The organism is Alteromonas sp. CH_MED4-4, from assembly GCF_037029575.1.
Lineage (GTDB): Bacteria > Pseudomonadota > Gammaproteobacteria > Enterobacterales > Alteromonadaceae > Alteromonas > Alteromonas macleodii.
The window spans coordinates 110358-136297 of the sequence record NZ_JAYMEU010000014.1 but is presented as its reverse complement, the minus strand read 5'-3'; the positions used below and the strand labels follow the sequence as shown (position 1 = coordinate 136297).

Below are 25940 nucleotides of genomic sequence, written 5' to 3'. Positions count from 1 at the left end.
AGACTGATATCGGATTTTGAAGTCTTAAAACGATCGGTCAACCGATCAGGAAAATATTCTTAACTGATCGGCATTAGGAGTACGATCCGGCTTTTTTACAGCTTGTATTTTACGCTTAAATTAGCCCCATATGTCCTGCATGGAACTCCAAGTGCTCTTCAATAAATGATGCAATAAAGAAGTAACTATGATCGTAACCTTCATGCATGTTAAGCGTAAGTTGCGTATCTGACTGTTGCGCAGCATGAACAAGTGACTGAGGTTTCAGCTGCTCGTGCAAGAACTCATCTTTTGTCCCTTGCTCTACTAGCAGAGGTACACTGTGTGTTTTGCTTGCTAATAGCAACGAGGCGTCGTAATCCTGCCATGCTGCCTTGTCATCGCCTAAGTATCGACCTAAGGCTTTCTCGCCCCACGGACAATCTGAAGGATTTGAGATAGGGCTAAAGGCCGATACCGATACAAACTTATTAGGATTACGCATGCCAATAACTAAAGCACCGTGTCCGCCCATTGAGTGGCCGCTAATAGCGCGCTCTTTGGTTACAGGGAACTCGCTTTCAATAAGCGCAGGTAGCTCGTTCACAATATAGCTATACATTTTGTAATGCTTATCCCACGGCGCCTGCGTAGCGTCAACGTAGAAGCCTGCCCCAAGGCCAAAGTCATAAGATCCTTCTTCGTCATCTGGAACGTTCTCGCCACGGGGAGATGTATCGGGCGCTACAATAGCCATACCTAATTCCGCCGCTAGCTTCATTGCACCGGCTTTTTGCATAAAGTTCTGGTCGGTACATGTCAGCCCTGACAGCCAGTAAAGCACGGGCACTGGCTTTTCTTTCGAGGCGAAAGGGGGAAGAAAAATTGCGAAGGTCATATCGCATTGTGTTGTTTCAGCTTTATGGGTATAGCGTAAATGCCGTCCCCCGAATGCTCTATTTTCGCCAATAAGCTCCATTTCAGCTCCTTAAATACGTAAATTTGCACCTTTATTGTGGAATCAGTAAAGGCTCTATCGGATTTTAGATCAAGTTCGTTTACACTAAGCGCCTAATTTTTGAGGTAAGTACAATGGTAAAAGCACTGTTGCATCATATTGTTGGCACTATTTCGGTCATCTGCTATTTCGTCAATACGGTAGTGTGGTCAACGCCTATTTTTATTTTGGCTATTTTTAAACTTATACCTATTGCGCCGTGGCGACGATTCATTTCTTATTTACTCGACGCATGCGCGACTGCGTGGATCGGCGTTAATAACCTGAATCAGCGCATCAGCGGACGCACCAAATGGCAAGTAAACGGACTAGAAAAACTCACTCGAGATGATTGGTATCTCGTTGTTGCTAATCATCAATCTTGGGTCGATATCTTAGTTCTTCAACGTGTATTTAACCGAAGAATCCCATTTTTGAAATTTTTCCTCAAAAAAGAGCTTATCTATGTTCCCATTTTAGGTCTGGCTTGGTGGGCACTCGATTTTCCATTTATGCGCCGGTATTCCAAATCATTTTTGGCTAAAAACCCGCATTTGAAAGGAAAGGATATGGAAACCACGCGTCAAGCGTGTGAGAAATTTAGGAATAAGCCTGTAAGTATTATGAATTTTGTTGAAGGCACCCGCTTTACGCAAGCCAAGCACGACAAGCAGGCCTCGCCTTTCACTCATTTACTTAAGCCTAAAGCAGGCGGCATTGCATTCGTTTTATCTGCGATGGGCGATCATTTGCATAAGCTTATTGATGTCACAATTGATTATCCGAACGGCGTACCGTCTTTCTGGGACTTCGTTAGTGGTAAGGTTCGTGATATTCGTGTGAATATCAACGTAATGCCCATCAAAGACATTATGGAAAACGGCATTTTCAGCGACAATTATTTTGATGATCCGCAAGTTCGAGCCCGTTTTCAGACGTGGTTGAATGAACGCTGGCATGCCAAAGATCAACTTTTAGATTCACTAAACGCAACACAGAAACCATTATGATTCGCGCAGTACTCGCTCCTTTTATTTTCGTATTACATACTTCACTACAAATCCTCAATCTTGCGTTGTGGGGAGGCTTAATTATCTTACTGGGTTTGGTAAAACTTATTATGCCTAACGGAAAGATAAGAACGGCATGGAATAAAGTGATGCACGGGCTAATGTTTAGCTTCGGACGGGTCAGCGTTCTCATGATACGCTTGTTTAACCGCGTCGATATTGAGTGTTCGGTACACGGCGAGCTGTCAAAAGACCGTTGGTATCTGATTATTGCCAATCATTTAAGCTACCTCGACATTATTCTGCTCATCGAATTCGCAACGAACCGCATTCCTGCACCCAAATTTTTCCTTAAGAAAGAGCTTATTTGGCTGCCATTTGTCGGACTGGGTGCCTGGGCACTTGATATGCCGTTTATGCACAGATACACCCGTGCGTATTTAGAAAAGCACCCAGAGAAAAAAGGAAAGGATCTCGAAACCACCAAAGCGTATTGTGAGAAGTTTAGAACGGTGCCCACAACGGTCATTAACTTTGTAGAGGGAACTCGATTTACTTCATTGAAGCATCTGTCAAAGCAAAGTCCCTATAAAAACCTCCTGCCTCCCAAAGCCGGCGGCGTTTCCTTTACGCTCTCAGCTATGGGCGAATTATTTACCAACGTGTTAGATATCTCGCTGCTTTACCCGGAAAATAAGCGTCACCCTATGATGGCAATGCTTAGCGGTCAGATGACAAAAATCGTGATCGATGTGAACGTTACGCCGGTACCTGAATTACAACAGCATTCAGAACGCACTGAGTCTGAGTTTCGTCTTTATTTCCAAAACTGGTTGAACGGTCTATGGGAAAATAAAGACAACCGTATAAAGAAAATGTTGGAGTCGTAATTAATGGAAGTCAGTGCTTCAGTACGCGATAACTTTATTCACATAGTTAATGATATTTTCCCGAATCTTACTACTGAAGATCCGCTGTATAACGTCATCGCACTAAGTAGTATTTTAGTGGTGTCGGCGGTAATCTATATTATCGCAAGGCTATTGGTGCGCCCTCAGATAGCCAGTTGGGTATACAAATCCAATAACCTCTGGGACAACGCCTTGCAGCAGCACGGATTTTTCCGTCGCTTAATGCACCTGTTTCCTGCCCTGTTTATTTACCTAACTACACCAGTACTTATTAGCGATGAAGCCGTGATGCACGGTATGGTGATAAAGAGCGCTCAGCTATACATGCTATATAGCGGCCTTCTTGCCTTATATGCCATGTTGAGCACAGTGGAAGACGTTTATAACGCCTCAGCGCTTGCTAAACGCGCACCTATCACTGGCTTTATTCAAGTTACCAAATTGGCATTTGCTATTGTCACCATACTATTAAGTATCTCTTTAATTGTAGACAGAAGCCCGCTACTTATTGTGTCTGGCTTAACCGCCATTGCCGCTGTTTTACTATTGATATTCAGAGACACCATTCTGGGCTTTGTTGCCGGCATTCAAATAGCCGCTAACCGCATGTTTAATACGGGCGACTGGATTGCCATGCCTAAGTATGAAGTAGATGGTGAAATACTCGAGATAGGCCTTACCAACGTCAAAGTACAGAACTGGGATAAAACCATTTCTACGCTGCCGACTTACAGCCTTACTACAGAAGCAGTTAAGAACTGGCGCGGTATGCAAGAGTCTGGCGGACGCAGAATTAAGCGCGCCATTTATATTGATGTGCACTCTATTAAGCTTTGTGACAACGATATGCTAGAGCGCTTTTCGAAAATTCGCTATATCAACGAATATATCGATAAGAAGAAAAATGAGCTCCGCGCTTATCACCGAGATTACTCCATTGATGAGTCGGATCTGCTAAACAGCCGTCGCCTTACCAACATCGGCACTTTTAGAGCTTATTTAGAGGCATACTTGCGCAAGCACCCGGATATAAACCAAGAACTGACCCTAATGGTTAGGCAGCTACCGCCTAATGAGCTTGGTTTACCTTTAGAAATTTACTGCTTCAGTGCACAAAAGGAATGGGTGAGGTACGAAAAAGTACAGGCGGATATTTTCGACCACGTTATGGCTATGCTGGATTTGTTCGATTTACGTGCTTATCAACGTGATGGACATTTGTCGCTGCTTGCCCATCGCGAACAAAGCGCTTATAGAAACAGTCCTGAAAGCGACAATGCACCTGAGGATGCTCAGGAGAAGAGCGAACCTAATCGATAAGGCAGTGATGAATAAAGACTTGTTCAAGACGAAAAAAAACCGGCTGAGATAGCCGGTTTTTTTAATGCTTATCGCTTAAGCCAATGCGTAGGCCATCAGTAAGCAAAGTACTAAACCAGTAACGCCAAAAAAACCGTACTCGATTTTTTCCTGCATACCTTCAGCACCTGCTTTAGCAGTCAAAAAGCCCATAACGATGCTGCTTAGCCCTAGCGTAAAGGCAATTAGCGCAACACCAAACATAATTGCATTAATCCAATCAGCCATTGTGATAACCCCTTAAAAATATTGGCGGTATTATGCACCAATAAATAAGATTTAACCATGCTTGGATTGGCTTAAATGTACCGCTATTGGTATTAATTGATCTTAGTCAAAACTACTAATTAGTTGGTAATCTCACTAAATAGTGTATTTAGCAGAGCATAAAGAAATCATCAAATATTACTAACCATTTGAAAGATATAGACTTTAAATATTGGCAAGGCCATTGCTCTACCTTAGGTATACAGCGAGTATCGTTAGCGTCTATCTGACAGTGACACTACAACGCATTGCAGTTTGCTTCGAGCACTTTCGTTAACGCGTCACACGTAAATTAAGGAATGAACAATGTCTAAGAAACTATTACTTTCAGTTGCCCTTACCAGTACTTTAATGAGCGGCCACGCATTTGCGCATGACAGCAGCTTTCAAAACAACAGTTGTGACATGGAGCTTGATGGTCATATTCAATATTACCAAGGTGATCTAACGGTACAGATGGACAATGGCTCAGTGATGACGATTGACTCCCATCACAATATGACCATTAACGGCGAACCAGTATCGCTTGACAGCGAACAACAGCGCTGGGTAAGTGAATATTACAACAACATTGATATCGCCATCCCTATGACCTTGAATATCGCCAGTGAAGGGCTGCAAATTGCCAACGTGGCAGTAACTGAAGTATTTACTGAACTGTTAGGCGGCGATCAAATGGGTGACGATTTTCGTGAACTGTTCGACTCACTTGAAACCAAACTAAACACTTCATTCTATGATGACGCAGGCAATATTCGCGTTGATTCAACTAAATTCGATGAGCCAGGTTGGTTTGACGAAAGCTGGGAGCAAGAATTCGAAGCGCAAATTGAGTCTTTAATCAGTGAGTCTATGGGTAGAATACTTATTGCCGTAGGAACACAAATGTTGTGGGAAGGCGGTGATATGTCTGAGTTTGAGCAAAAGATGGAGCGCTGGGGTGAAGATTTAGAATATCGCTTAGAAAGCCAAGCGGCTGCGCTGGAAGAAAAAGGCGATGCATTGTGTAAGGTACTGAAGAAAGCGGATTATGCCGAAGGCAAGATGCAGGCATCCATATCGGGGCTAGATGACTTGAACCTGCTAGATATTGATCAAGACAACCACCATGACCGCAACGACGAAATGAAAATGTAGTTGGAACATTTAGCGAACTAAACGCGCAAAGCGAAACGACTTGCAACTCTAACCACTCACCTTTGAAAACCGACTGTAACCCAGTCGGTTTTTCATTTTTACAGTTAACGACAACCGCCCTCCAATTAATGTACTCTTAAGCCCTAAACAAAGGGGTATTTAATCGATGACTCAAAATGTAGTAATTAGTGGCTACGGCTGGTTAGCCAGCTATGTGGGCAACGCACTTTCAGGCAAGGTCAATATTGTTGGCACCACTCGAAGCCAACAGAAACGTCTCGCGTTAAAAGACCAAGGTATCACCGCAATTGAATATGCCCTGGGCGAAGATACATCAGCGCTTTGTAACCACTTGCCAAACGCTACCTTGTTGCTAAATATTCCCCCTGGCAGGAGAAACACAGATCTCTCGTCATACACCAACAATATGCTGCAGTTGATAGACGCAGCCATCAGCGTAAAGGTGGCGCATATCGTGTTTATCAGCACCACGTCGGTTTACGGCGATGCAACAAATGAGGTAGTGTCCGAAGTCAGCACTACACAGCCGCAAACAGCCTCGGCCAAAGCCCACGTGACTATTGAAGACTATTTATTGTCTAAACGAGGTCAGGTTGATATCAGTATTGTTCGCCTAGCCGGTTTAGTAGGCCCAGACCGTCACCCCGCCCGCTCGTTAAGTGGAAAACAGTTAGATGCAGGAAATAAGCGAATAAACCTTGTACATGTGTACGACATTGTATCTGCGCTGACGACCATCATTTGTGGCAAGCCGCTTAACGATGTTATTCACCTTTGCAGCTTGTCTCATCCTAAGCGCGGTATTTATTACGTGGATGCAGCGAAGGCGATGGATATTGATGCTCCTCGCTTTTCTGATACTGAAGCAGAACCTGCTGGCAAAGTGATTGACGCCGCACAAAGCTGGGCAAGGCTAAATATTACACCAGAGTATAGCGACCCCTATCGCATGTTTTAGGCTTTACACTTATTGAAAATACATACTCTGACACAAACAAAAACGGCAAGCTTTAGGCTTGCCGTATTTAAGTTGAGCTCGCTGCTAGCTCACGTCATTTCATGTAAAACCTGACTATCCGAATAGGCTCAACCCGAAGTATTTTACCGCTACCGTGTTTACAAAAATCACGAGTAAAATAAGTGGAATAAAGGTTTTCAGCGATATATCCACATATTTTTCAAACCAGCTACCTTTGTAACCACTGCTGCCCTGTTCCAAAGAAGCATTGAAGTTTGCACTCTTCCAACGATAAATAACAAACAAACAAATTAGCAAGCCGTTTAAAGGCAAAATCGTGTCGTAGAACACATCGTAAATGACATCAAACAGTGATTTATCTGCGCCAGCGTAGTGCATAAACGACGTAAGCATATCAACTTTACCGAATGACAACGCACTTAGGATGGCTAGCAAAATCATAATGCTTCCTAGCGACCCAAGCGCCCATTTACGGCTTACACCTTTTTCATCCATAAGCGCCGCAACTGGTACTTCAAAAATAGACACTAGCGACGTAATTGCCGCAAAGAACACTAATAAGAAGAACAAGCTAGCGACAATCGATGCGCCCATATATCCAATCGAGTCTTGTAACGCTAGAAAGATACTAGGCAGGTAAGTAAAAATCATGCCCACTGACGATTCACTCAAATCATCAGGGTTAATGTCTGGGTTAAAAGAGAAGATGGCTGGAAGGATCATCAAACCCGCAGTGAACGCCACGGCTGTATCCGTTAACGCCACCAGCTTGGCAGCGCTCGGTACATCTGCACGCTTATCAATGTAGCTACCATAGGTTATAAGAATACCCATGCCCAACGATAGAGAGAAAAAGGCCTGCGATAGCGCACCATTCACCACTTCAGCAGTAATTTTTGAAAACTCAGGAACGATGTAGAACTCAACGCCAGCCATCGCATTTTCGCGGGTTAATACGAAGATAACGAGACCGATTAGCATCACGAATAGCGCAGGCATGAGCAGCTTTGCCGCTTTTTCTATCCCTTCTTTTACACCGCCTTGAAGGATGAGGTAGACCACACCAACAACGGCCGCCATATATAAAAATATGGCTTCTGAGTTAATAAACAGCCCAAAGGTTTCTGGGTTAGCTAACTTGTCTAGATTTCCGCTTACTGCTTCGAACAAATAGCCGAAAAGCCACACGGTAATAACCATGTAGAAAACGGCAATCATGAATGGCGTAGCAATAGCTAGCCATCCCGCGACTTTCCATTTCTTTTCATTACCGCTTATATCACTGTATGCACCAAGCGGGTCTTTTTTAGCATGGCGACCAACTGACATTTCCGCCAGCATTACCGGTAAACAAATGGCAAAAACGAAAATAGCGTACATTAAAAGAAATGCACCACCGCCATTTTTAGCTGCACCGACAGGAAACCCTACCAAATTACCTATGCCTACCGCAGAACCTGCAGCAGCCAAAATAAAACCTATGCGCGATCCGAACTGTTCTCTGGCCCCGCTCATATCCCTTCCTCTTGTTGAGTTATTGTTATAGCAGTTCGCCGTATCACGCCTTGTGATGCACAAACACGTCGTGTGCTCACAATTTATGCTGGTTGTCGGTACTTACTATTCGTAAGAATCAAGCCGAGCGAACTGGTATTATTTATTATCAGGATGGCGTTTGTTGTTATGACTCACGTGTGGCGTCAACGCGTTGTATTGCTACCTCTATGGGCTTATCAATACGCTGCACCATTCCCAAAAATAGCATGGTAACAGCAGTGAAATAAAAAGTCTTGATGTTGGACTTGCTGAAATGATGTTAGACCGTATCACCAAGTTACCACTTCGCCATTCCAGTCGATAAAATGACAAGCTTGGTCTCGATTAAGCGCCGAAAGGTGGTGAATGAGCTGTTTAGCGGTAAACTCAGGCGTGAACAGTATCTTGGCGGCGACGTTCTTTTGAAAAGGCTTAGAAAGCCCCGTATCAACCGTCCCAGGGTGATAACAAACAAGCATCACGTCTTTCAATCTGCGCTTGTATTCTACCGACGCCGTTTTAACCAACATGTTGAGCGCCGCTTTCGACGCGCGGTAGCCGTACCACCCTCCAAGTCCATTATCTGAAATACTCCCTACTCTCGCGCTTAAGCAAACAAGGGTTGAACCTTCTTTACTCATGATATTCACTAAATGCTTGAGCCACATTGCGGGAATAATGCTGTTAGTCGAAAAATAAGCCGCTAAGGCCTGCTCGCTGACATCTTCCAAACGTTTCTCAGGATGAATGCCATCGCTTTCGTTATGCAAAAAACCGGTTGTTATTACTACCGTATTTAACACAACGTCTTGCTCAGCGAGTTGTTTTACAAAACCGCTAATGTACATATCGTCCTGTTCGGCCAGCTGATGATAGGTAACATCCCCAGAATGATTAGTGTCAGATAAAGGGGCGCGACTAACCGCAAACACCCTAGCACCATCACTGCTATATTGCTCAATAAGCGCAGACGCAATACCGCCCGACGCGCCCACTATAAGGACGTTATTTTTCACTGGCTTCTCCTGGTATGCAGCGATCGCACTGGCGTTTTTTACCTGTTAACAGGTATGAAATGGTGTATCTATGCTTTGCGAATACATTGTAGAAAGCATCGGCTATATGACGAATAACAGGCCAGCGAAGCGGTGCATATAGCCAACCCATGCCCACGGCTTTCCATGCTTCATGAGTGACATCAAGGCCAGTTATCAACGTCCCGTCTTCACGAAGTCCGTGAATTCTTGCATTGAGTGCATGCCAATCCATGGTTGGATAACGGCTCGAAAAATCGGGGGCCTGGATATCTACCAATGTTAATTTGTTGTGCTTGTCTCTTTTTCTTAAATGACGCATTTCAGCGATACACAACGGACAATACCCGTCATAGAAAATAATCACGACTGAATACCTCTGCCAAATTTTGAACACGCTTATACGCACTCTTACCAGTTGTAAACTGCTTGAAAGAAAACAGCTAACTTTACATGTTAAAACCTTTCACTCAGCTCGCACATTATTCTTATTTAATATTCGTTTATACGATAAAAAAACACGCTTGGATGACTTGTGTTGTGACCTACCCGCACCCACACTACAGACAAAGATTAAGAGAGGTTTTTACTATGGCAAATTTACAAGTCGCCACGTTGGCAGGCGGATGCTTTTGGTGTATCGAATCAGCGTTTAATAGCGTTGAAGGCGTGGAAAAAGCAATTTCTGGCTATGCTGGAGGCGAAAAGGCCGATCCAACCTATGAAGAGGTATGCAAAGGAAATACTGGCCATGCTGAAGTGGTACAAGTGACGTTTGATGCCGACAGCATTAGCTACCGAGAGATACTAGAAATTTTCTTTGCGCTGCACAACCCTACACAGCTTAACAGACAGGGCAATGATGTAGGCACACAGTATCGCAGCGCGGTTTTCTATCACGACGATACACAAAAAGCTGAAGCAGAAAAAATTATCGCAGAAATCACAGAAGAAGAGATTTGGCCCGATCCCGTAGTGACTGAAATAGTAGCAGTAAATAACTACTACGACGCCGAAGACTACCACCAAGATTACTTCAAAAATAATCCACAAAACCAATATTGCTCTATGGTGGTGGCGCCTAAACTTGCGAAGTTCAAAAAAACCTTCGCTTCTCGACTTCGCAGCGGCGCATAAATAAAACAGCGATATTAAGCGCGCTATCAATAGCGTTAGCCAACAATAAAAAGGGTTGCTTAAAAGCAACCCTTTTGTTTTTCAATCTATTCGTTTTCTTATTATTCAAACCAAACGCTGTTAATTTCTAATGGAAACAATAAAGGCGCTAAGTCTTCATAACGCTTCTTATGAGCTTCGCACGTCGCGTTTTTAAGGTAGTTTTTCTCCCAAGGATCGTTAATGATCCACAAGGTATTTTCAATGGTCACTAGTCCTTCCATCGACGAATTATCCATTGTGTATTGTTCGCAACTCTGATCGCCGGCAACGTCGAAAGTAATAGGGATACGCTTTGTTGGCTTACTGCCACTCACATCAATTACCCACAGTTCATTGTCGTTTCTTGCTGCGCCAAACAAATAGGATGCGCCCGTTGAATGAGTATATAACGCCAGTCCATTGATAGGATGATTACCTGAAGTAAACGAAGGAAGTTGAAGGTTAGGCTCGCTCACTGTGGCAAAATCATTCGACGAGAAAAAGTCTTCATCAACAGCCAATGTAAAAATTCTTGGCTGTCCTGCTTTATCTTTCTCTAGCGCCAGATATAACGTGCCGTCTTCAGCCATCGTCAACCCTTCAATGCCGTCGTTAGGAAAATTACCTACTTCAAAATCGTTGGGAAACTGAAGAGGTCGCACATCCGACATTTCAACCGAGCCATTATCTTTTCGTGTCAATTTTACCAACAAGGTAGGGTAATCTGTTGACCCTGTTTCCTCGTATTTGGTTTCACAGCGAGGGCTTAACGCGCCGGTACGGGTAGCATCTTCGGTAACCGTATAAATTACGTTAGTGTCTCTGGGGTCTACGGCTAGCGCTTCTAAATCAGGTTGCTCGCTCAAATAGCTATAAAAGCAGCTTCGGCGCACGGTATTGGAAAATGAAAAGCGTTCGCTCGATGCGCTCAGCGTTGCGGTATCTGGTGAAATGCTATGAAGTTTCAACTGTTGAGTGGTATCAGCGCTAGCATCTGCGATAGTGACAAGTTGACCGTCTAGCACCACTAACCCTGAGGTTTGAGGATCAAACATAACGTTGCCTTTTTCATCAAGGATCCATTTACCCACAGTGACTTCTGTTAAGTCTTGAGGTTCAGGAGTGATAACAACGTCTTTCGGCTCGCTACAGGCGCTTATCAGTAAAGTGGTTAGCACAGCACTGGTTAAATATTTTAGCATAGTGTGAAGTCCTCTCTCCGTTTATTAAGACGAGAGCAAAAGGTAAAACTGAAAAAATTGTAAGGGAGTATATCGAGCATACCGTTTATTCACAAAAAAGAGTAAGGTTATGCGATAGACATCAGGTTTGCTGAGTACATATATGATTTGGCAACGTTAAATAGTCGTGCTGTCATCATGTTTTCGATTAATGTGCAGCATATTTAGTTAACACGCTTACGTGTATTAATATTGACGAAAATTAAAGGAGAGCGTCATTTCTACGCAGCACTTGCCCCAAGTTATTGCAGGTCCGATAGTAAGAAAGGTGACATCTACAGAATGTCATATTTGGGTAGTAACCAGTAACGCCGATTCACCTACGCTAAATCTATCTGCAAATGAAGTCGTCGTCAGCGGCAATTGTCAACGCGAAACCATACGCGTAGGTAAGTACGCATTTATACACTTGCTCTCTTTCACTTCGTCAGAGCCCTTCGAAGATACTGCGCGGATAGGTTACTCGCTATCTTTTAGCGACGATGCTCAGCAGGCTTCATGGGAAAATGAACAACGCGGGCTTCTTTACGATGGGCAGTCTTCCTTATGTTTCCACTACACCGAGACTCCCGAGACCATATTGCACGGCTCATGCCGTAAGCCTCACTTTCACAGTGATGATGCCCTAGCACAAGTAGATGTACTCCATAAAAATGCGTTCAAAAAGCAAAATGATTTTCCCGATCTCCTGTTGATGACGGGCGATCAAATTTACGCTGATGATGTCGCAGGTCCTATGCTTAAAGCCATACACAGCGTGATTGACCGTTTAGGTCTTTATCATGAAGCACTGGAAGGGGCAGTAGTAACCAACACTAATGAACTTGCCACACATGAACATGGGTATTACGAACGAGAGCAGCTTCTGCCACAAATTGCGACCAATACGGTACTGTCTTCAATATTCTTTGGTGCTAAGAAAAAACCGGTATTCACATCAGTAAACGCGCAAAACCATTTGATTGGCAGTGCGGAGATCATCGCTATGTATTTACTGGTGTGGTCCGACACGCTTTGGGCTGATATCAATATAGATAAAGATGGGATCCCCCCAAAATACCACGTTATTTTCGACAAAGAACACGAGGCGCTTAACGGCTTTGTAAAACAGCTACCGCAGGTACGTAGGGCTCTGGCACATATTCCTACCTATATGATCTTTGACGATCACGATGTTACCGACGATTGGAACTTAACCCGGGGCTGGGAACAAGAAGTCTATGGAAACCCTCTATCAAAACGCATGATCGGCAATGCGCTTATCGGCTACTTGCTTTGCCAAGGCTGGGGAAATGCACCAAAAAAAGTAGCGCCATTAATTGCTAAAGTACAAGAATCAATGGGAGAAAGCGGTTTAAACTCGCACGATGAAATCATTGATGATCTTTTGGATTTTGATCAGTGGCATTACCGTTTAGATACTACACCACCTATTGAGGTTTTAGACACCCGCACGCAGCGTTGGCGCAGTGAATCTAATATGAATAAGCCCTCGGGGCTAATGGACTGGGAAGCACTGTGTGATTTTCAGCATTCGATAATTGGCAAAGAATCTGTCATCGTTGTTTCTGCCGCTCCCATTTATGGTGTAAAGGTTATCGAAGCCATTCAAAAGGTGTTTACGTTTTTTGGCAAGGCGCTTACTGTTGATGCTGAGAACTGGATGGCCCACAAAGGCACCGCGAACGTTATATTAAACATATTCAGGCATTACAAAACGCCCCCCGATTTCATCATTCTATCTGGCGATGTGCACTATTCCTTTGTATACGATGTACGTCTGCGCTTTAGGCGCAACAGCCCTCACATCACCCAGTTCACCTGCAGTGGATTAAAAAACGCCTTTCCGGATGGATTGATCAAATGGCTAGATAGATTAAACCGCGTGCTTTATCGCTCTAAATCGCCTCTAAACCTTTTCACAAGACGTCGAAATATGTCAGTAAAAGCGAGAGAGCCAAGTTTGGGCTATGGCGAATTATTCAACGGTTGCGCCATTGGTGTATTAAAAATTTCACAGAAAAACACCGATGTTCAGTGCAAAGCTTTGTTGAGCAACGGTAAAGAGGTAGAATTCCCAGCTTCTAAAGACGATTAGTTCAAAAGAGGTATCTAATGAGTGATAGCGCACTGTCCATCGGATTATTTTACGGCTCAACAACCTGCTATACCGAAATGGCAGCAGAAAAAATCCAAGCGCAGCTCAATAGCCTTTTCGACGAAGATATTGTTGACCTTCACAACATTAAAGACGTTAACCTAACGCGCACGGCCGAATACGACATTATCATTTTTGGTATTTCAACGTGGGACTTTGGCGAGCTCCAGGAAGATTGGGAGTCTCATTGGGAAGAAGTGCACGGTTTGGATTTATCAGGGAAAACCATCGCCTTATTCGGACTTGGCGATCAACTTGGTTACGGTGAATGGTTTCAAGATGCACTAGGCATGCTCCACGATGCAATATTGCCATCAGGCTGTAAGATCGTGGGTTATTGGCCAAACGAAGGCTACGAGTTTACCGCCTCAAAAGCATTAACCGAAGACAAAACTCAGTTTGTTGGCCTGTCTCTTGACGATGAAAACCAATACGACAAAACAGACGCACGCATCGAAGCATGGTGCGAACAGTTATTGGTCTCGATGGCTTAACGCCTATTAATTTCGGATGTCAGTGTTGGAAAGTAAAGGCCGTATTCATCAGCAGTTTTATCGCAACGGCCCAAGCCACAGGGACGGCGCTGATGTTTCATTTCAAGATATTCGCAAACTGTTTAATTTCGCTACGATCACTGTGGGTAGATGGGTAACAGCAGAAGAACAACAGATCGCTGCCAACCTCTTTTTCGATGCGCTTTACGATCTGGTCGCGATCTTAAATATCAATGAACAGGTGTTATCGTTAAACGGATCCCTGTCACTGGCTTTTGGCAGTGGCGGTCAAAAACACAGCAGTGCCCACTACAACAGTGCGAAAAGACAGCTTGCGCTAGCAAAAAATGCAGGAGCCGGAGCGCTAGCCCACGAATGGTTTCACGCTTTCGATCATTATATTGCGCCGCGCATGTTCGACGGTATTGCTGTCGGTAGCTTTGCCACACAGGCCTGGCTCGACAATGCCCCGATGAATCCTCATCCGTTGAATCAAAAATTGAGCGATTGTTTCTCGCTATTGTTCCTAAATGATCAAAAAAGACCAAATGAGTACTTTGTGCGATCCGTAGAAGCTGATCGCGCGTTAAAAATGTATTATTATGCTATGCCTCAGGAGATGGCTGCCCGCGCATTTGAAGCCTGTATTCAAGATCACGAGATCAAAAACGCATTTTTGGTGCAGGGGACAAAAAAATCAACGGAAGCTAGACTTGGCATTTATCCTCATGGTAACTTGCGTACATCACTCAATCAGGCATTGATGTTGTATTTTTACCAATTAGGTGTCGCTATTTCACATAAACAAACCTAGTTTGTTGTTTTATTACTGTGAAACTGAGTATTTTTTCAACAACAAGTGTTAATGAGCACACTGTTTTTGTACAAAACCCTGTATATTTTTGTAACAAGCAGTATACTAAAGCGCTCGAACGTAACAGAAGAAAGAAGACGAGATGAAAAGAAAGAAGCATACCTCGGCTGAAGACGAGGCTCAGATTGATATGACCCCCATGTTGGACATCGTGTTCATCATGTTGATTTTCTTCATCGTAACGACCTCGTTCGTGAAAGAGAAAGGTTTGGACGTAAACCGTCCTGAAGATAATCAAGCGAAAAACGATAAGCCTTCAAAAGCGCTTTCTATCCGTATTGATGCTGATGGCACAATTATGATGGGCGGCCGCGAAGTTGATATTCGTCGTGTGGTTGCAAACACGCAAACATACCTAGCGGAAAACAACACGGATTCAGCTGCTATCCAGGCTCACGAAGACAGTGAGCACGGTACTGTGGTAGAAGTTATGAACCAAGTTAAAATTGCAGGTATTGATAAAGTATCTGTTTTGGTTAAAAAGAGCAGCTAAAACGCCTTTCTGACCACGCAAATTAAAGAAAGCCACCTTCGGGTGGCTTTTTTCGTATAAGACCTTATACCAAAGTATCTCTTGTGCTATCGCACGAATTTTGTTCAGATCGTACCATTCGGTGTGTCTGGAAAATCCATGTTGAAACTCGGTTCCAGACTCTGATGTCACTGGAGCCATTATGCACAAAAAAATACTCTACACTGCTGTACTTGCAGCAGTTATGTCAGCACCACAAGTGTCTGCCGCCAAAATTGAACTAAGTGAAGCGTTTGAATATAACGCATTCATCTTCGATAGCTTTACCGGCCAATCTTCCGATGTTGAAGGAAGACTAGCAGTCGGTGGCGAAATGAACGTATCCGATTTCAATGTCGGCTTACTGCTATCGCCAGATATGTCTGAGTCTGCTCTTGCCGTAGGCGGTAACCTTCATTTCACGCGCGGTGATGTTCACGGTGGTTCAACTACCGTGTCAGGTATGGTGTTTGGATCTGAACTCACATTCGATAAAGCGGTTAACGCTCAGCAGACTGTAAATCTCATTAATTCTACGGTGAAGTCTGGCGGTATCTCATCCAAAGGTGATGTCAAACTAGGTAACTCAAATGTTGTATCAGGTGATGTGCACGCCAATACTGTGAAACTTGGTGGGCCTAATAGTGTTTACGACAGTGTGAGTAACCCTACTTTATATGGCTCCCAAGTTGAAAACGGAAACGTATTTGCTGAGTCTAGCGTTGAACTTGATAGCAGCGAAGTTAACGGTACCGTAACGCTTAACGACGTTAACAATTACACAGCTATCAATGGTTCGACAGCAACATCTGTTGAACAGGGCAGCGTGAGTAAGGCTGACGTTAACAATATTGACTTTAATGCTATTGCTGCCGAAGTAACAGCGCAGTCTCAGGAGTTTGCGTCAATGTCGGTGAATGGCACAACAACATTGTCGTGCACTGACGCTAACGATTCGGATCAAGCGGTTGCTTGTACCGACGCTAGCAAGGATGTATTAAATACCATTACCTTCTCTGGCTCTGATGATATCAATATCTACAATATTGACGCTAGTTGGTTCAGCGCTGCTGATAAAGGCATTGTTTACGATTTCTCAACCACCAGCTACAACATCATCAATGTGTACGGTGAATCAGTTGAGTTATTTAACACTGGCTTCTTTAATACGGCCTTTACGCAGGAAAATGAATATTTCAGAGAAAATGGCCAGTACAGAGACAATGACAACAATGTAGGTCAGCGTCATGATGGCCTTTATACCAACAACATCTTGTTTAACTTTGTTGATGCCGATTTTCTTACACTACATAGTGTGGGTGTTAAAGGTAGTGTACTGGCGCCATATGCAGAGCTAAGTTTCTACAATGGTCATGTAGACGGTAATGTCATTGCTAATAGATTGGTCACTCCGTTGGTGCAACTGATTAATGACGACGGCGAAACCTACAATGCGCCAACAGGCCAAGTAAATAACTATCAGTTCGGCGCTATCAACGTAAGTGAACCTGCATCAATTGCTCTTTTATTTGGCGCTGGATGTTTCATGCTAGCTAGACGTAGAAAAGCGAATTAACGCTTTAAAAAGAGAGTGAATCTTCAGGCAAAAGCGGCTTTATAGTGCAAAGCCGCTTAATCTTGGCGAAGACAGCAACAGTTCATCGCTTGTTACACCAGCACCTCGCCCTTCTCGCCACCTTATCTGAATACCCGCTTCAAATGCTTGGTACTCAACCGCAAATGCTTTTCCTATATACCCAGCCACAATCCAGTTGTGATTGATTCGATACTGACCTTCAGCCATAAAATTTCCGCTTAAACCCGTATCTGAGCTTTCACCAAGGGTCGCGTTCTCGTCTGCCGTTGGAAATGCACCTCCAATCGGAAAGCGCAGATCATCGTCTTGTTCAACACGTGAAAGCGCAAGTGAACTTCGAAGTTTAACTTGCCAGTTTAGCGCCTCAAGCGTTAACAGCTCTGAATAGCCCCCGATGCTGACAAACTGACTGGGGCTAAAGTAGCCACCATTGCCGACCGTAAAGCCGCTTAGATTTTTATCATAGCTTGTATAGCTCAAGAATGGCCCTACGCGCCAATAATCAAGCATGGGAGATATCATGGTAGCAATATCGTAACTCACATCACCCCGTAGAGAGAGTGCGCTATTATCGGCAACCTGCTCGCCTTCTAAGCGACTAACCTGAGCAGTACCTGCAACAGACCAGTTGTCGGCCACTGCATGCGCTACTAACCCTCTTATGCCACTTTCTATCACGTAGCCCCAAGGTTTCGCGTGATCAGCATTGAAGGTTCCGGTTTGGCTTAATAAGCTGTCTTCTTTTGCCTTTCTAAATAAGGTTGCAGCTACCGTTGTACTGGTAAGAAATTTGGTTGCAGATATCTGCCCCGTTACTTTAGCGCCAACGGGTTGATCGAACATGGCATATTCAAGATTAGCGTAAAAATTGAAATCAGGTGCCTGATAATGCGCTTCGGCGCGAAGCCCCTTATCTTCGAAGCCGCTTATTCCCGAAAATGCTCCACTCAATTGGTTGTTACCAAACCAGTCTCCAACTTGAGGGCGACCGCTGTAGAATTGCTTATAGTCGAGTGATACTTGCCACAGCCAGTTTTCATAACCGCTGCCAATACCAATATATTGCGACAGAACATCGAAATTACCGAGCCCCTCACTTCCGCTTCGACTGCGAGTATTAATACCGTAGACTGCACTTAGGCCATCTTTAGTTTGTGCTGTAACTCCCCGCGCATCGCGATTTTGATAGGCTAGCCAAAACTGTTTTCTGGGCCAGGCGTTACGTGTGGTGCGTTCTTGCAATATGCTTTTTACCGCACTGTATCTCAGTGCCAATCGGTTCAGTGTGGCTTCGTCGTCTTGATTAATTGTAACCAATTCATTGGCAATTACCGCATCGGTTGGCGTCTTCGCGAGCACTCGCTCGAACGCTGCGGTGGCGGTTGTGGTGTCTTGTATCTCTTTAGCAGCCCACCCAATTAGTGCTTGCTCATCTACACTTAACGGTCTCAAACGGGCGAGTGCTTCGCCTGACTCAATACTTTGCTTGTAGCGCCGTGTATCGTAAAACTGAGCCTGTCGGCTAGCCAGACCATCAGCACAGCGTCGAATGAAAACCTCAGTATTGACACTACATGCTAGGTCGAACGCGCTTTGCTTGGCCGTGTCGCTGCTTTGCGCGCTAAGTGACAAATACCTGCCTTCATTATCGTTCACCAAACTAAATAGCGCGTCGGCAAAGTCGTAATTTTTCAAGTCGTATTGTTGCCATGCCGCGCCCTGCAGCACTTCTTTCACGTAGCCGCTGTTATCAGATTTGAGAAATTGCTCCAGCGTTGTCGTATCGCGCAAAGACAATGCCTGCTGTAGCTTAATACCAGTGACACTGTTAAGGCCTTGTTGAGCGGATTGTTTATCGATATCACGAACTGCCGATTGTTGGGCCTGAGAGAACTGCTGCGTTGCCATTTCTAACATGCCTTTATCAATGGCGGTCCACCCCATAAGCAAGTAAAAATCAGTACGCTTAAATTGATTGCTCAATGCAATAAGCGTTTCTACTTTTTGCTTCGACGTATTTGCTCTGGCTTTCGGCGTTAACTGAGCAAATTGTTCGAGCGGGAGGGCTTTAGAAGCGGGCTTATCTGGCTGCTTTTTTAAAGCCTGAAGCGATTCTCTTGGCGCTGAAACTACAGGCTTGATAGTACCTTTTAAGCGGCCGTTTATTCTGTTTAGTTCGGTTTCGACTTCTTGTGGCACCTGCCACGTAGGGTAACGAGCTTTTAAGCGCGTAAACTCTTCATTGGCTTGCTGAATCTGTCGCTCATTAATATGGTACCAAAGCCCTGTTAAATCCGGCTGATCTTGTTGTGCAGGTAATATACCCAGATCTTTTTCTTTGTACGTTGTTTTAGCTTGTCCGTATGCCTGCACCGACACAAGTGACGTGGCCAAAGCGCCTAGTGCCAGATACAAAGACGTGCGAGTAAACCGAGTTTTCACGATGCGTTATCCAAAACTGCTAGCATAGAAAGCAGCGTTAAACTTGCCGAGTAATAATCCATGTTTCGATTGATCTCAGGCCACTCTGGCCTTTGCTTTTCTTCTGATTTCATCAAGCTGTTTACGGCCATCTGCACTGAACGCATTCCCTTAGACATTTCGTACTCAGCGGTTTCCTCGTTTAATAGGTTGATAGTAGCTGGCGTAGGCGTTATCGCCCACCATGCAAAGTAGGGAGAAAGTAGCTTCTCAGTTAACCTAGCGTTTTGGCGAAAACGTGGGGACCATGCAAGCTGAAGCGGTATACGGATCGCATTAAAACCAAACTCAGGCGATATCACATTATCTAAAGTTAACGCACCAATTTTACTGTTATCGGACTCAGCACTATTAGGGGTGAAACGCACCCAATCACTGGGCAATTGGTAGGTAGAAAACTGCATATTCGACAGCAAGATCAAGCCTGACTCGAACAGGCTTTCCCAATGTGACGGAGTATCCGATAGCGAAGACAGGTCAGTTATGGCGGGAAAAACCCAATAGGACAGATTTAGCTGAAGGCTGCTATTTCCTGTTTGGTCAGATGCAAATCCGTATTCCCCAGGCAAGAGCACTACACTGTTATTATTCACCACCAGAAGTTTCTGCTCTACAGCACGTACAATATTCCTGGCGTCCTCCTCATACTTACCAACGCCCCACTTTTCACTTGCACGCAATAATGCCCAGGCAATAAGAATCTCACCATCAGAGGCATTATTAGGGTCATCGATACAAGAAGATGAATTATCCACACAAGGTCGGTAGCGCCAGCTAAAGAGCCCGTCTTCTCGCATGAGCGTACGTTGGGTCCAGTGCCATAATGCATCAAAGGTGTCTTTGTCGTTGGCGGCGACGGCAAAGAGCATACCGTAGCCTTGCCCTTCGCTGTGAGACACATCATCATTTCCTGTGTCTACCACGCGCCCGCCGTCAACAAACAATGCCTTATATGCTATGTACTGAGACTTGAATTCGCTATCTTCCTTGGTAGAGCACGACGCCAACAGGAACAAAAAGCCTATCACTAGCGTCGCTTTTGTTGCGTAATGCAGCTTTACCATGAATCTTGCACTTGTTTATTTCTGCGTTTAAGCAACAGGTAAATAAGTAGGCTTACAACAAATACAACCAATATAAAGCCTATTAACCAATACCACGGGTTGTTAGACAGCCATAGTCGTAAATGCAGCCAGCTGTCGTCGGCTTCACCCACTTCATATTTATCGCTTACCTGCATGATGAGTGATGGCGAAAGACCATCTTTCCATGCGAAGAAATCCCCTGCCATCTGCCCCCACATCGACAAACTAACCAGATCCTCGACTCTAGCTTGAAGAAGTTCCGGCGTCTGCGCTGCAACAATGAACAAGGTATCGGTTTGTGATGAAACAGGGTGTGCCTGTGCAGTAAGTACTGCTTGCTCACCTAAGTCACTTTCTTGAACGGTATGACCGTCTATGCGCATTTCTTTGAAAGACTGATCGTCAGTCAGGTTTCTTACGCGATTGTACAGATTGTTCTGTAACCGATAAGACCAGCGTTTCGTTGCCTCAATGGCCGTACTGAATTCAGACTGCTCAATATTCGTTAAGCTTTCAGGGGTACCTAGAACAATCACAGAACCTTCGGTTGTAATGTCGTTTCCAGTTGCTATTTTCACGTTCAATAAAGGCACTTGGGCTACTTGCGCTAATTTCGCTGAAAGGATTAACGCTGTATCTAAATAGTCATCTGACGGAATAGCAATGGTTGACGATGGTGCTGACTTAAAGCGCGCAAACGGGTAAGCCGTTTCTGAAAGCAAGACGAGATTAGGTTGAACTGCCACGTTTCCTGCATCAGGTAGTTTTATAGCCGAAGAATCATCAAGCTGGAACACGAGGTGGGAACCTGGAATATCATCACAAGGCACACCTGCTAACGGCGCTCTCATGGTTACCGCAAAGTCTAAATTATTCGTCCCGCCTTTGAAGAATCGTGCAGGTATTCTTAGCTGATAGTCTCGGTAGGATTGTCCGTTAATATTATTAAGAGACAAACCGTGTACAAGTTCGTCATTCACGCTTACATTCATAACCGAACCTGGCCCAAAACCTGCGCCATATCCAAAGTCTAAGAGCAAGCTCACGCTCGCGTTTTCAGGTACATAAAAATCTGCAGGCAATCTGAATGACACCCGTTTGGTGAAGTTCCCCTCATCCCTAAACTGAGTGGTCGCCACACCAAAGTCTTGGAATGTGTAGTGATTGTCTGGGTTCAGAATGCGATGACGCTGCAGCGTTTCCGCCTGCATTTGTGACTGTGAAAGTACGGTAACTTGTGAAATAGGGTTAATCGCATCGTCCATTACCGCCAAGGCTTTCGCTGCCTCAAGTACTTCATCTTGCGTAGTACCGCTGACAATAAGGCGGTAACTAGCCGGTACAATAACGTTGCTGTCCTTAACAAACGCAGGTGTGCGCTGTGCTTTTAGAAACGCGCCATCAATGTCGTTAATCACTTCGTCAGATAATACCGGTGATAACGCGTCGACTGTACCAACTAGAATATGAACAGGCTGTTTTTGCTTGGCTTTGAGATACCATGCAGCACGCTCGTAGCGAGCAACATTTTGGTCGTTCCAAAAACTATTTTCTGTGTCTTCTAGCTGGGGCAAAACGTAACCATCATCAAAGCTGTCATGCTCGATAATAAGCGGCTGATATTGGTTCCTAAGAGACAGTGCTTGAGCAACAATGGGAAGTGTCTGATATTTAATTTGATCATCAGCTTCTCGCGCCGTGTAAAGCTGAACGTTTCGCTGTCCGCCAATTCCTGGATTAAAGAATCCGCTCAGCTCATCTAACGTGAAGCGCTTTTCATTCACCGACGTCGCAATTTTTAGCGTTGAGTTGTATGCATTAATTTCGCTCCACAATTCAGGCGCACTGCCGTCAACACATTGCTCGGCATAGTGCTGACTTACCGCTAGTGTCAGAGAGTTAAACCCGGCTCGCCACAATGAAGTAGGGATCGCAATTTCAGATACAAGAGAAGGTCTGTCTGGGTCGAACGCAATCTGTCCAATGGTCGCATTATTGAATCTCACATACAGCTGAGAACGTTTTTTGATTAACGCCTGCGAGCTGACCACTTCTAATGTAAGTAGCGCGCTGTCCACATCAGTTACTGAACTAAGGGGAATTGGAATATCAATGGAGGCAGATTTTCCCTGCAAGCGCACGGTACTTTCACCGCCAAAAAAGTCGGTTAATCGATACGTGTCAGTTTGCGCCGCTAGGGTAAAAGGCATGCACAAACATACGATGAACATAAGGTATTTTTTTATCATTGATTTTCCTTTGCCGGTTTAGCAAGCAAACCTAATTTCCCGGCGAACTTCCCCATTAATACAAGCATATGCAATAAAACAGGCTTTAACCCAACTTTCAACACATGTTTTGCGCCGAACCAGTATGAGATAGCCCTTGTTCTTCTTCGTTGAAACGACATCCAGCGCAGACTATCACACAGTGAATAGGCGACGACTTCGTTTTCTTGTTCTTCGGTTTGAGGCATAAAGCGTACTCGAAGAATTTTTGACCTATTGTCGTAATGCAGAACGCTAATTGGCAAATGAACGTTCTTATTCAGTGCGTGACTCCACGATGTGAGCGTTGCATTTTCAGGTACTAACGCTCCCTCACCTTTCAAGCGTAACCGAGCTCCACCAAGCGAAAGATCGACCAAATCTCCAACCCAAGCTTCATCGCTTGTAGTCTTAATAACGACACTATTGGTAGCTGGGAGACGTGCCTGACTACGCACCTGTTTCCGCTCTAATAACACACTAAGAACAGACAACAATAGAATCAAATTAAATACATTCCACAACATGACCACCACAGTAAGTTCGCGTGTAAGAGGCTCTGTTATGAACTTATAGACGCCGCTCCCTAATGCGAATGTGATTACCAATATTAGCCAGTAAAACACGCTCGATAGTGGCGACACAAAGGTTCTGTCAAGGCTCTCTCCTTTTGGCGTCACAACAAATGAAGGTGCCCGCGGCTTTAAGAAAACCTTGATTAATGCATTTAGCGTAAATGCGCACTGTAGTATTTCATATAACTCTGACACTAAGGGCCATCGGGTTCGCCCAAAGAGCATGGTGGATATCATGTAAGTGGCAATAACGTGAGGCAGGGTGAAGGCAAAAATTTCCAGCATCGATGCATGGTAAACCTGAAGCCCAAAGACCAAATACGCCAGTGGCATAAGCAAAAAGATGATGCGAGCAAACGGGAACAGCCAAAACATGATTGAACTCATGTAGCCCACTCGCTGATACCATTTTAGTCCTTGCGCTTTAAAAGGCTTTTTGAGTAGTAAAATTTGCGTCATGCCTTGTGCCCAGCGCATACGCTGCTGAATAAACGCATCAAAAGTTTCTGGCGCAAGGCCGCTTACCATAGGTCTGTCCACATATACAGACTCGTAGCCCATTTTGTGAAGATCTAACGCGGTTTCTGCATCTTCAGTGATAGAGTCGCCGGAAATGCCCCCAACCAAATCGAGGTGCTTTCTTCTCATCAATGCGGCTGATCCACAGAAGAAGGAACTCCCCCAGTAGTCTAAGCCTTTCTGTATAGTGCCGTAAAACATGTCGTTTTCTGAAGGCATGCGAGTAAACGCAGAGAAGTAGTTACGCTCAACAGGATCTGGGTTAGCCATAAAATGAGGGGTTTGAACGAGAAAGACCTTCTCGTTTTTAAGCATCCACGGCACGGTTCTATCAAGAAAATCCGAAGTAGGAACATGATCAGCATCCAAGATAACAATCAAATCACCCGTGGTATTTTGTATTGCACTGTTCACATTACCCGCCTTGGCAAACTCATTTTTTGCTCGAGTGTGATAGGTAATATCCAAGCGTTTGCACAGTGCTTGCAAATCTTGTCGCCGCTGTTTTGCAGTGGCCGCTGACACAGGGTTTTCAGCGTTAATTTTCTGGTCGGTTCCGCCATCGTCAAGCAAATGAATACGAAGCTTTTCTTTAGGGTAATCGAGCATTTTTGCAGCGCGGATAGTAACTTCTAATATCCCTTCATCTTCGTTATAACTCGGGATCATGACGTCTACACTGGGCAGAGTTGATTTATCTACCCCTTCCAGGGACAAAAGCGGTCGACTGAGCGGAAACGCGTTAACGATCGCCCCTAACACTGAAGTGATCCCCGCATAAATTTCAGCGCCAAATAATAGCCAGACGGCAATCATTGAAAGAAAATCTGAGTAGGTTAGCGTGTAAATACCACGCCACAGCAAATACCTGACGCTAAGCGCAATGGCTAGCACCAGAGCTAAAATGCGGAATAAATGCTGGTATTTTTGCGTGTGCCGCGCTTCTTTGCTGCACAAGGATATTGCAATGAGGATAACGATTGAAGAGAGAAGCTGGCCCAATGCATCCATGGGTGCCAGCAGTAGCACCCCAAGAATAAAGGATGCTACTAACAGAACAATAATGAACTGAGAGGTGTAGTGTTGTCTACGAGTTTGCGAATAGTCCAAGTTTGCGATCCAATACGTGTATTTGCGTTACACTTGCATAGTTCGCCCTGTTAATTAACGTAATTTTACCGTCCGACATTTCAATCTCGTGATTACTTTTATAAAACAAACGAGAAATGTCATCTCTCTGCTTTTTATTGCTTTTAGACGCTAACAACCACGCCGGATACGTTGCCATTCCAAATGCAGCTACAACAATAAGGCCATAGAACAATACTGGCGACATTGTTGGCGCTATGTACAGGGAAAATAAAAACATAGCCATACTTGCAACGGTAAATATACCAGTAATTTTGCGAAAACGTATAACTTTCATAAGTTTATTTTCTGCATCTAGCAGCATCGAAAGACGCTTCTTCCACAGCTGCTCTGTCTCTAAACTCGTGCGTTCTTCAACCAGTTGAGGTTTTTTAAAAGCAGGGTTGGTATTTTTAAACTGTTGAGCAAGCTCAAACACGTTTACCGCAGCGCCTTCATTAATAGCGCTCTGAAACGATTGTTCAAGCGTAGGTGATTGATCAAATTGTTGTGAGTTATCTACTAATTTCACTGCGCACACTCCCCTCATTACTACACACTGAGTCTACTTCCGTACATTCAGAGGAAAAATTGCTGAAACCATACTTACTGATTAATAATG

At 44.5% G+C, this 25940-nt stretch carries 22 protein-coding genes; 11 read left to right on the top strand and 11 right to left on the bottom strand.

Annotated elements, in window-relative coordinates; genetic code table 11:
- Nucleotides 1–115: 115 nt before the first annotated feature.
- Nucleotides 116–958 carry an S-formylglutathione hydrolase gene (fghA, locus tag WA381_RS11765; RefSeq protein WP_014950731.1) on the bottom strand — a complete coding sequence of 281 codons (843 nt, stop codon included), beginning with the start codon at nt 956–958 and terminating at the stop codon, nt 116–118.
- Nucleotides 959–1071: 113 nt separating this feature from the next.
- Here fghA and WA381_RS11760 point away from each other — a divergent pair, with 113 nt between their 5' ends.
- The 3 genes from WA381_RS11760 to WA381_RS11750 are packed head-to-tail and all read left to right on the top strand — an operon-like array spanning nt 1072 to nt 4217.
- Complete coding sequence (locus WA381_RS11760) at nt 1072–1986, top strand: acyltransferase (RefSeq protein ID WP_014977421.1); 915 nt, start codon at nt 1072–1074, stop codon at nt 1984–1986.
- The gene (locus WA381_RS11755; protein WP_014977422.1) at nt 1983–2876 is read left to right on the top strand and encodes an acyltransferase; all 894 of its coding nucleotides are present in this window, start codon (nt 1983–1985) and stop codon (nt 2874–2876) included. Before WA381_RS11760 ends, WA381_RS11755 begins: the two co-directional genes overlap by 4 nt.
- 3 nt (nt 2877–2879) lie before the next feature.
- The gene (locus WA381_RS11750) at nt 2880–4217 is read left to right on the top strand and encodes a mechanosensitive ion channel family protein (protein WP_014950734.1); all 1338 of its coding nucleotides are present in this window, start codon (nt 2880–2882) and stop codon (nt 4215–4217) included.
- Between the two features lie 75 nt (nt 4218–4292).
- Here the strand turns inward: WA381_RS11750 and WA381_RS11745 are convergent, their stop codons facing one another.
- Entirely contained in the window at nt 4293–4484 is a 192-nt protein-coding gene (locus tag WA381_RS11745) for a hypothetical protein (RefSeq protein WP_014977423.1), read from the bottom strand.
- A gap of 345 nt (nt 4485–4829) precedes the next feature.
- Here WA381_RS11745 and WA381_RS11740 point away from each other — a divergent pair, with 345 nt between their 5' ends.
- Together WA381_RS11740 and WA381_RS11735 are read left to right on the top strand one after the other, a co-directional pair.
- On the top strand, nt 4830–5660 hold the full coding sequence (locus WA381_RS11740; protein ID WP_014977424.1) for a DUF2884 family protein: 831 nt from the start codon (nt 4830–4832) through the stop codon (nt 5658–5660).
- A 166-nt stretch (nt 5661–5826) separates the two neighbouring features.
- On the top strand, nt 5827–6639 hold the full coding sequence (locus WA381_RS11735) for an NAD-dependent epimerase/dehydratase family protein (protein WP_014977425.1): 813 nt from the start codon (nt 5827–5829) through the stop codon (nt 6637–6639).
- A gap of 114 nt (nt 6640–6753) precedes the next feature.
- Here the strand turns inward: WA381_RS11735 and WA381_RS11730 are convergent, their stop codons facing one another.
- From WA381_RS11730 to WA381_RS11720, 3 genes are all read right to left on the bottom strand, one after another.
- Nucleotides 6754–8175: a sodium-dependent transporter gene (locus WA381_RS11730; protein WP_014977426.1), complete on the bottom strand. Its 1422-nt coding sequence runs from the start codon at nt 8173–8175 to the stop codon at nt 6754–6756.
- A gap of 311 nt (nt 8176–8486) precedes the next feature.
- Nucleotides 8487–9212, bottom strand: a complete 726-nt coding sequence (locus WA381_RS11725) for an SDR family NAD(P)-dependent oxidoreductase (protein ID WP_156086944.1) — start codon at nt 9210–9212, stop codon at nt 8487–8489.
- Nucleotides 9202–9597, bottom strand: coding sequence for a thiol-disulfide oxidoreductase DCC family protein (locus tag WA381_RS11720; RefSeq protein WP_156086945.1), 396 nt, complete (start codon nt 9595–9597; stop codon nt 9202–9204). The genes WA381_RS11725 and WA381_RS11720 overlap by 11 nt, the downstream gene beginning before the upstream one ends.
- Nucleotides 9598–9821: 224 nt before the next feature.
- Here WA381_RS11720 and msrA point away from each other — a divergent pair, with 224 nt between their 5' ends.
- Entirely contained in the window at nt 9822–10367 is a 546-nt protein-coding gene (gene msrA / locus WA381_RS11715) for a peptide-methionine (S)-S-oxide reductase MsrA (protein ID WP_156086946.1), read from the top strand.
- A 101-nt stretch (nt 10368–10468) separates the two neighbouring features.
- Here msrA and WA381_RS11710 read toward each other — a convergent pair whose 3' ends face one another.
- The gene (locus WA381_RS11710) at nt 10469–11590 is read right to left on the bottom strand and encodes a hypothetical protein (RefSeq protein WP_039231220.1); all 1122 of its coding nucleotides are present in this window, start codon (nt 11588–11590) and stop codon (nt 10469–10471) included.
- 271 nt (nt 11591–11861) lie between these two features.
- Here WA381_RS11710 and WA381_RS11705 point away from each other — a divergent pair, with 271 nt between their 5' ends.
- The 5 genes from WA381_RS11705 to WA381_RS11685 all read left to right on the top strand — a co-directional run bounded on the left by WA381_RS11705 (nt 11862) and on the right by WA381_RS11685 (nt 17242).
- A complete protein-coding gene (locus WA381_RS11705) occupies nt 11862–13727 on the top strand; it encodes an alkaline phosphatase family protein (protein WP_156086947.1) in 1866 nt (621 codons plus the stop codon).
- A 17-nt stretch (nt 13728–13744) separates the two neighbouring features.
- Entirely contained in the window at nt 13745–14281 is a 537-nt protein-coding gene (fldB, locus tag WA381_RS11700) for a flavodoxin FldB (RefSeq protein WP_014950744.1), read from the top strand.
- Nucleotides 14282–14306: 25 nt separating this feature from the next.
- Entirely contained in the window at nt 14307–15095 is a 789-nt protein-coding gene (locus WA381_RS11695) for a CLCA_X family protein (RefSeq protein WP_014977431.1), read from the top strand.
- A gap of 142 nt (nt 15096–15237) precedes the next feature.
- Nucleotides 15238–15648 carry an ExbD/TolR family protein gene (locus tag WA381_RS11690; RefSeq protein ID WP_014950746.1) on the top strand — a complete coding sequence of 137 codons (411 nt, stop codon included), beginning with the start codon at nt 15238–15240 and terminating at the stop codon, nt 15646–15648.
- Between the two features lie 181 nt (nt 15649–15829).
- Entirely contained in the window at nt 15830–17242 is a 1413-nt protein-coding gene (locus tag WA381_RS11685; protein WP_014977432.1) for a collagen-binding domain-containing protein, read from the top strand.
- Between the two features lie 39 nt (nt 17243–17281).
- Here WA381_RS11685 and WA381_RS11680 read toward each other — a convergent pair whose 3' ends face one another.
- The 5 genes from WA381_RS11680 to WA381_RS11660 are packed head-to-tail and all read right to left on the bottom strand — an operon-like array spanning nt 17282 to nt 25850.
- Nucleotides 17282–19705, bottom strand: a complete 2424-nt coding sequence (locus WA381_RS11680; protein WP_014977433.1) for a cellulose synthase subunit BcsC-related outer membrane protein — start codon at nt 19703–19705, stop codon at nt 17282–17284.
- Nucleotides 19702–20808, bottom strand: a complete 1107-nt coding sequence (locus tag WA381_RS11675) for a glycosyl hydrolase family 8 (protein ID WP_014977434.1) — start codon at nt 20806–20808, stop codon at nt 19702–19704. The genes WA381_RS11680 and WA381_RS11675 overlap by 4 nt, the downstream gene beginning before the upstream one ends.
- Nucleotides 20802–23078: a cellulose biosynthesis cyclic di-GMP-binding regulatory protein BcsB gene (locus WA381_RS11670; protein ID WP_014977435.1), complete on the bottom strand. Its 2277-nt coding sequence runs from the start codon at nt 23076–23078 to the stop codon at nt 20802–20804. Before WA381_RS11670 ends, WA381_RS11675 begins: the two co-directional genes overlap by 7 nt.
- The gene (bcsA, locus tag WA381_RS11665) at nt 23075–25300 is read right to left on the bottom strand and encodes a UDP-forming cellulose synthase catalytic subunit (RefSeq protein WP_014950751.1); all 2226 of its coding nucleotides are present in this window, start codon (nt 25298–25300) and stop codon (nt 23075–23077) included. Before bcsA ends, WA381_RS11670 begins: the two co-directional genes overlap by 4 nt.
- A complete protein-coding gene (locus WA381_RS11660) occupies nt 25278–25850 on the bottom strand; it encodes a hypothetical protein (protein WP_014950752.1) in 573 nt (190 codons plus the stop codon). The genes bcsA and WA381_RS11660 overlap by 23 nt, the downstream gene beginning before the upstream one ends.
- Nucleotides 25851–25940 lie beyond the last annotated feature (90 nt).

What these genes read in the sequence shown, in the direction of transcription:
- WA381_RS11690 (WP_014950746.1), top strand. Translation starts at nt 15,238, where the DNA reads ATGAAAAGAAAGAAGCATACCTCGGCTGAAGACGAGGCTCAGATTGAT.
- fghA (WP_014950731.1), bottom strand. Translation starts at nt 958, where the DNA reads ATGGAGCTTATTGGCGAAAATAGAGCATTCGGGGGACGGCATTTACGC.
- WA381_RS11740 (WP_014977424.1), top strand. Translation starts at nt 4,830, where the DNA reads ATGTCTAAGAAACTATTACTTTCAGTTGCCCTTACCAGTACTTTAATG.
- msrA (WP_156086946.1), top strand. Translation starts at nt 9,822, where the DNA reads ATGGCAAATTTACAAGTCGCCACGTTGGCAGGCGGATGCTTTTGGTGT.
- WA381_RS11710 (WP_039231220.1), bottom strand. Translation starts at nt 11,590, where the DNA reads ATGCTAAAATATTTAACCAGTGCTGTGCTAACCACTTTACTGATAAGC.
- WA381_RS11745 (WP_014977423.1), bottom strand. Translation starts at nt 4,484, where the DNA reads ATGGCTGATTGGATTAATGCAATTATGTTTGGTGTTGCGCTAATTGCC.
- WA381_RS11760 (WP_014977421.1), top strand. Translation starts at nt 1,072, where the DNA reads ATGGTAAAAGCACTGTTGCATCATATTGTTGGCACTATTTCGGTCATC.
- WA381_RS11750 (WP_014950734.1), top strand. Translation starts at nt 2,880, where the DNA reads ATGGAAGTCAGTGCTTCAGTACGCGATAACTTTATTCACATAGTTAAT.
- WA381_RS11735 (WP_014977425.1), top strand. Translation starts at nt 5,827, where the DNA reads ATGACTCAAAATGTAGTAATTAGTGGCTACGGCTGGTTAGCCAGCTAT.
- WA381_RS11755 (WP_014977422.1), top strand. Translation starts at nt 1,983, where the DNA reads ATGATTCGCGCAGTACTCGCTCCTTTTATTTTCGTATTACATACTTCA.
- fldB (WP_014950744.1), top strand. Translation starts at nt 13,745, where the DNA reads ATGAGTGATAGCGCACTGTCCATCGGATTATTTTACGGCTCAACAACC.
- WA381_RS11670 (WP_014977435.1), bottom strand. Translation starts at nt 23,078, where the DNA reads ATGATAAAAAAATACCTTATGTTCATCGTATGTTTGTGCATGCCTTTT.
- WA381_RS11675 (WP_014977434.1), bottom strand. Translation starts at nt 20,808, where the DNA reads ATGGTAAAGCTGCATTACGCAACAAAAGCGACGCTAGTGATAGGCTTT.
- WA381_RS11730 (WP_014977426.1), bottom strand. Translation starts at nt 8,175, where the DNA reads ATGAGCGGGGCCAGAGAACAGTTCGGATCGCGCATAGGTTTTATTTTG.
- WA381_RS11685 (WP_014977432.1), top strand. Translation starts at nt 15,830, where the DNA reads ATGCACAAAAAAATACTCTACACTGCTGTACTTGCAGCAGTTATGTCA.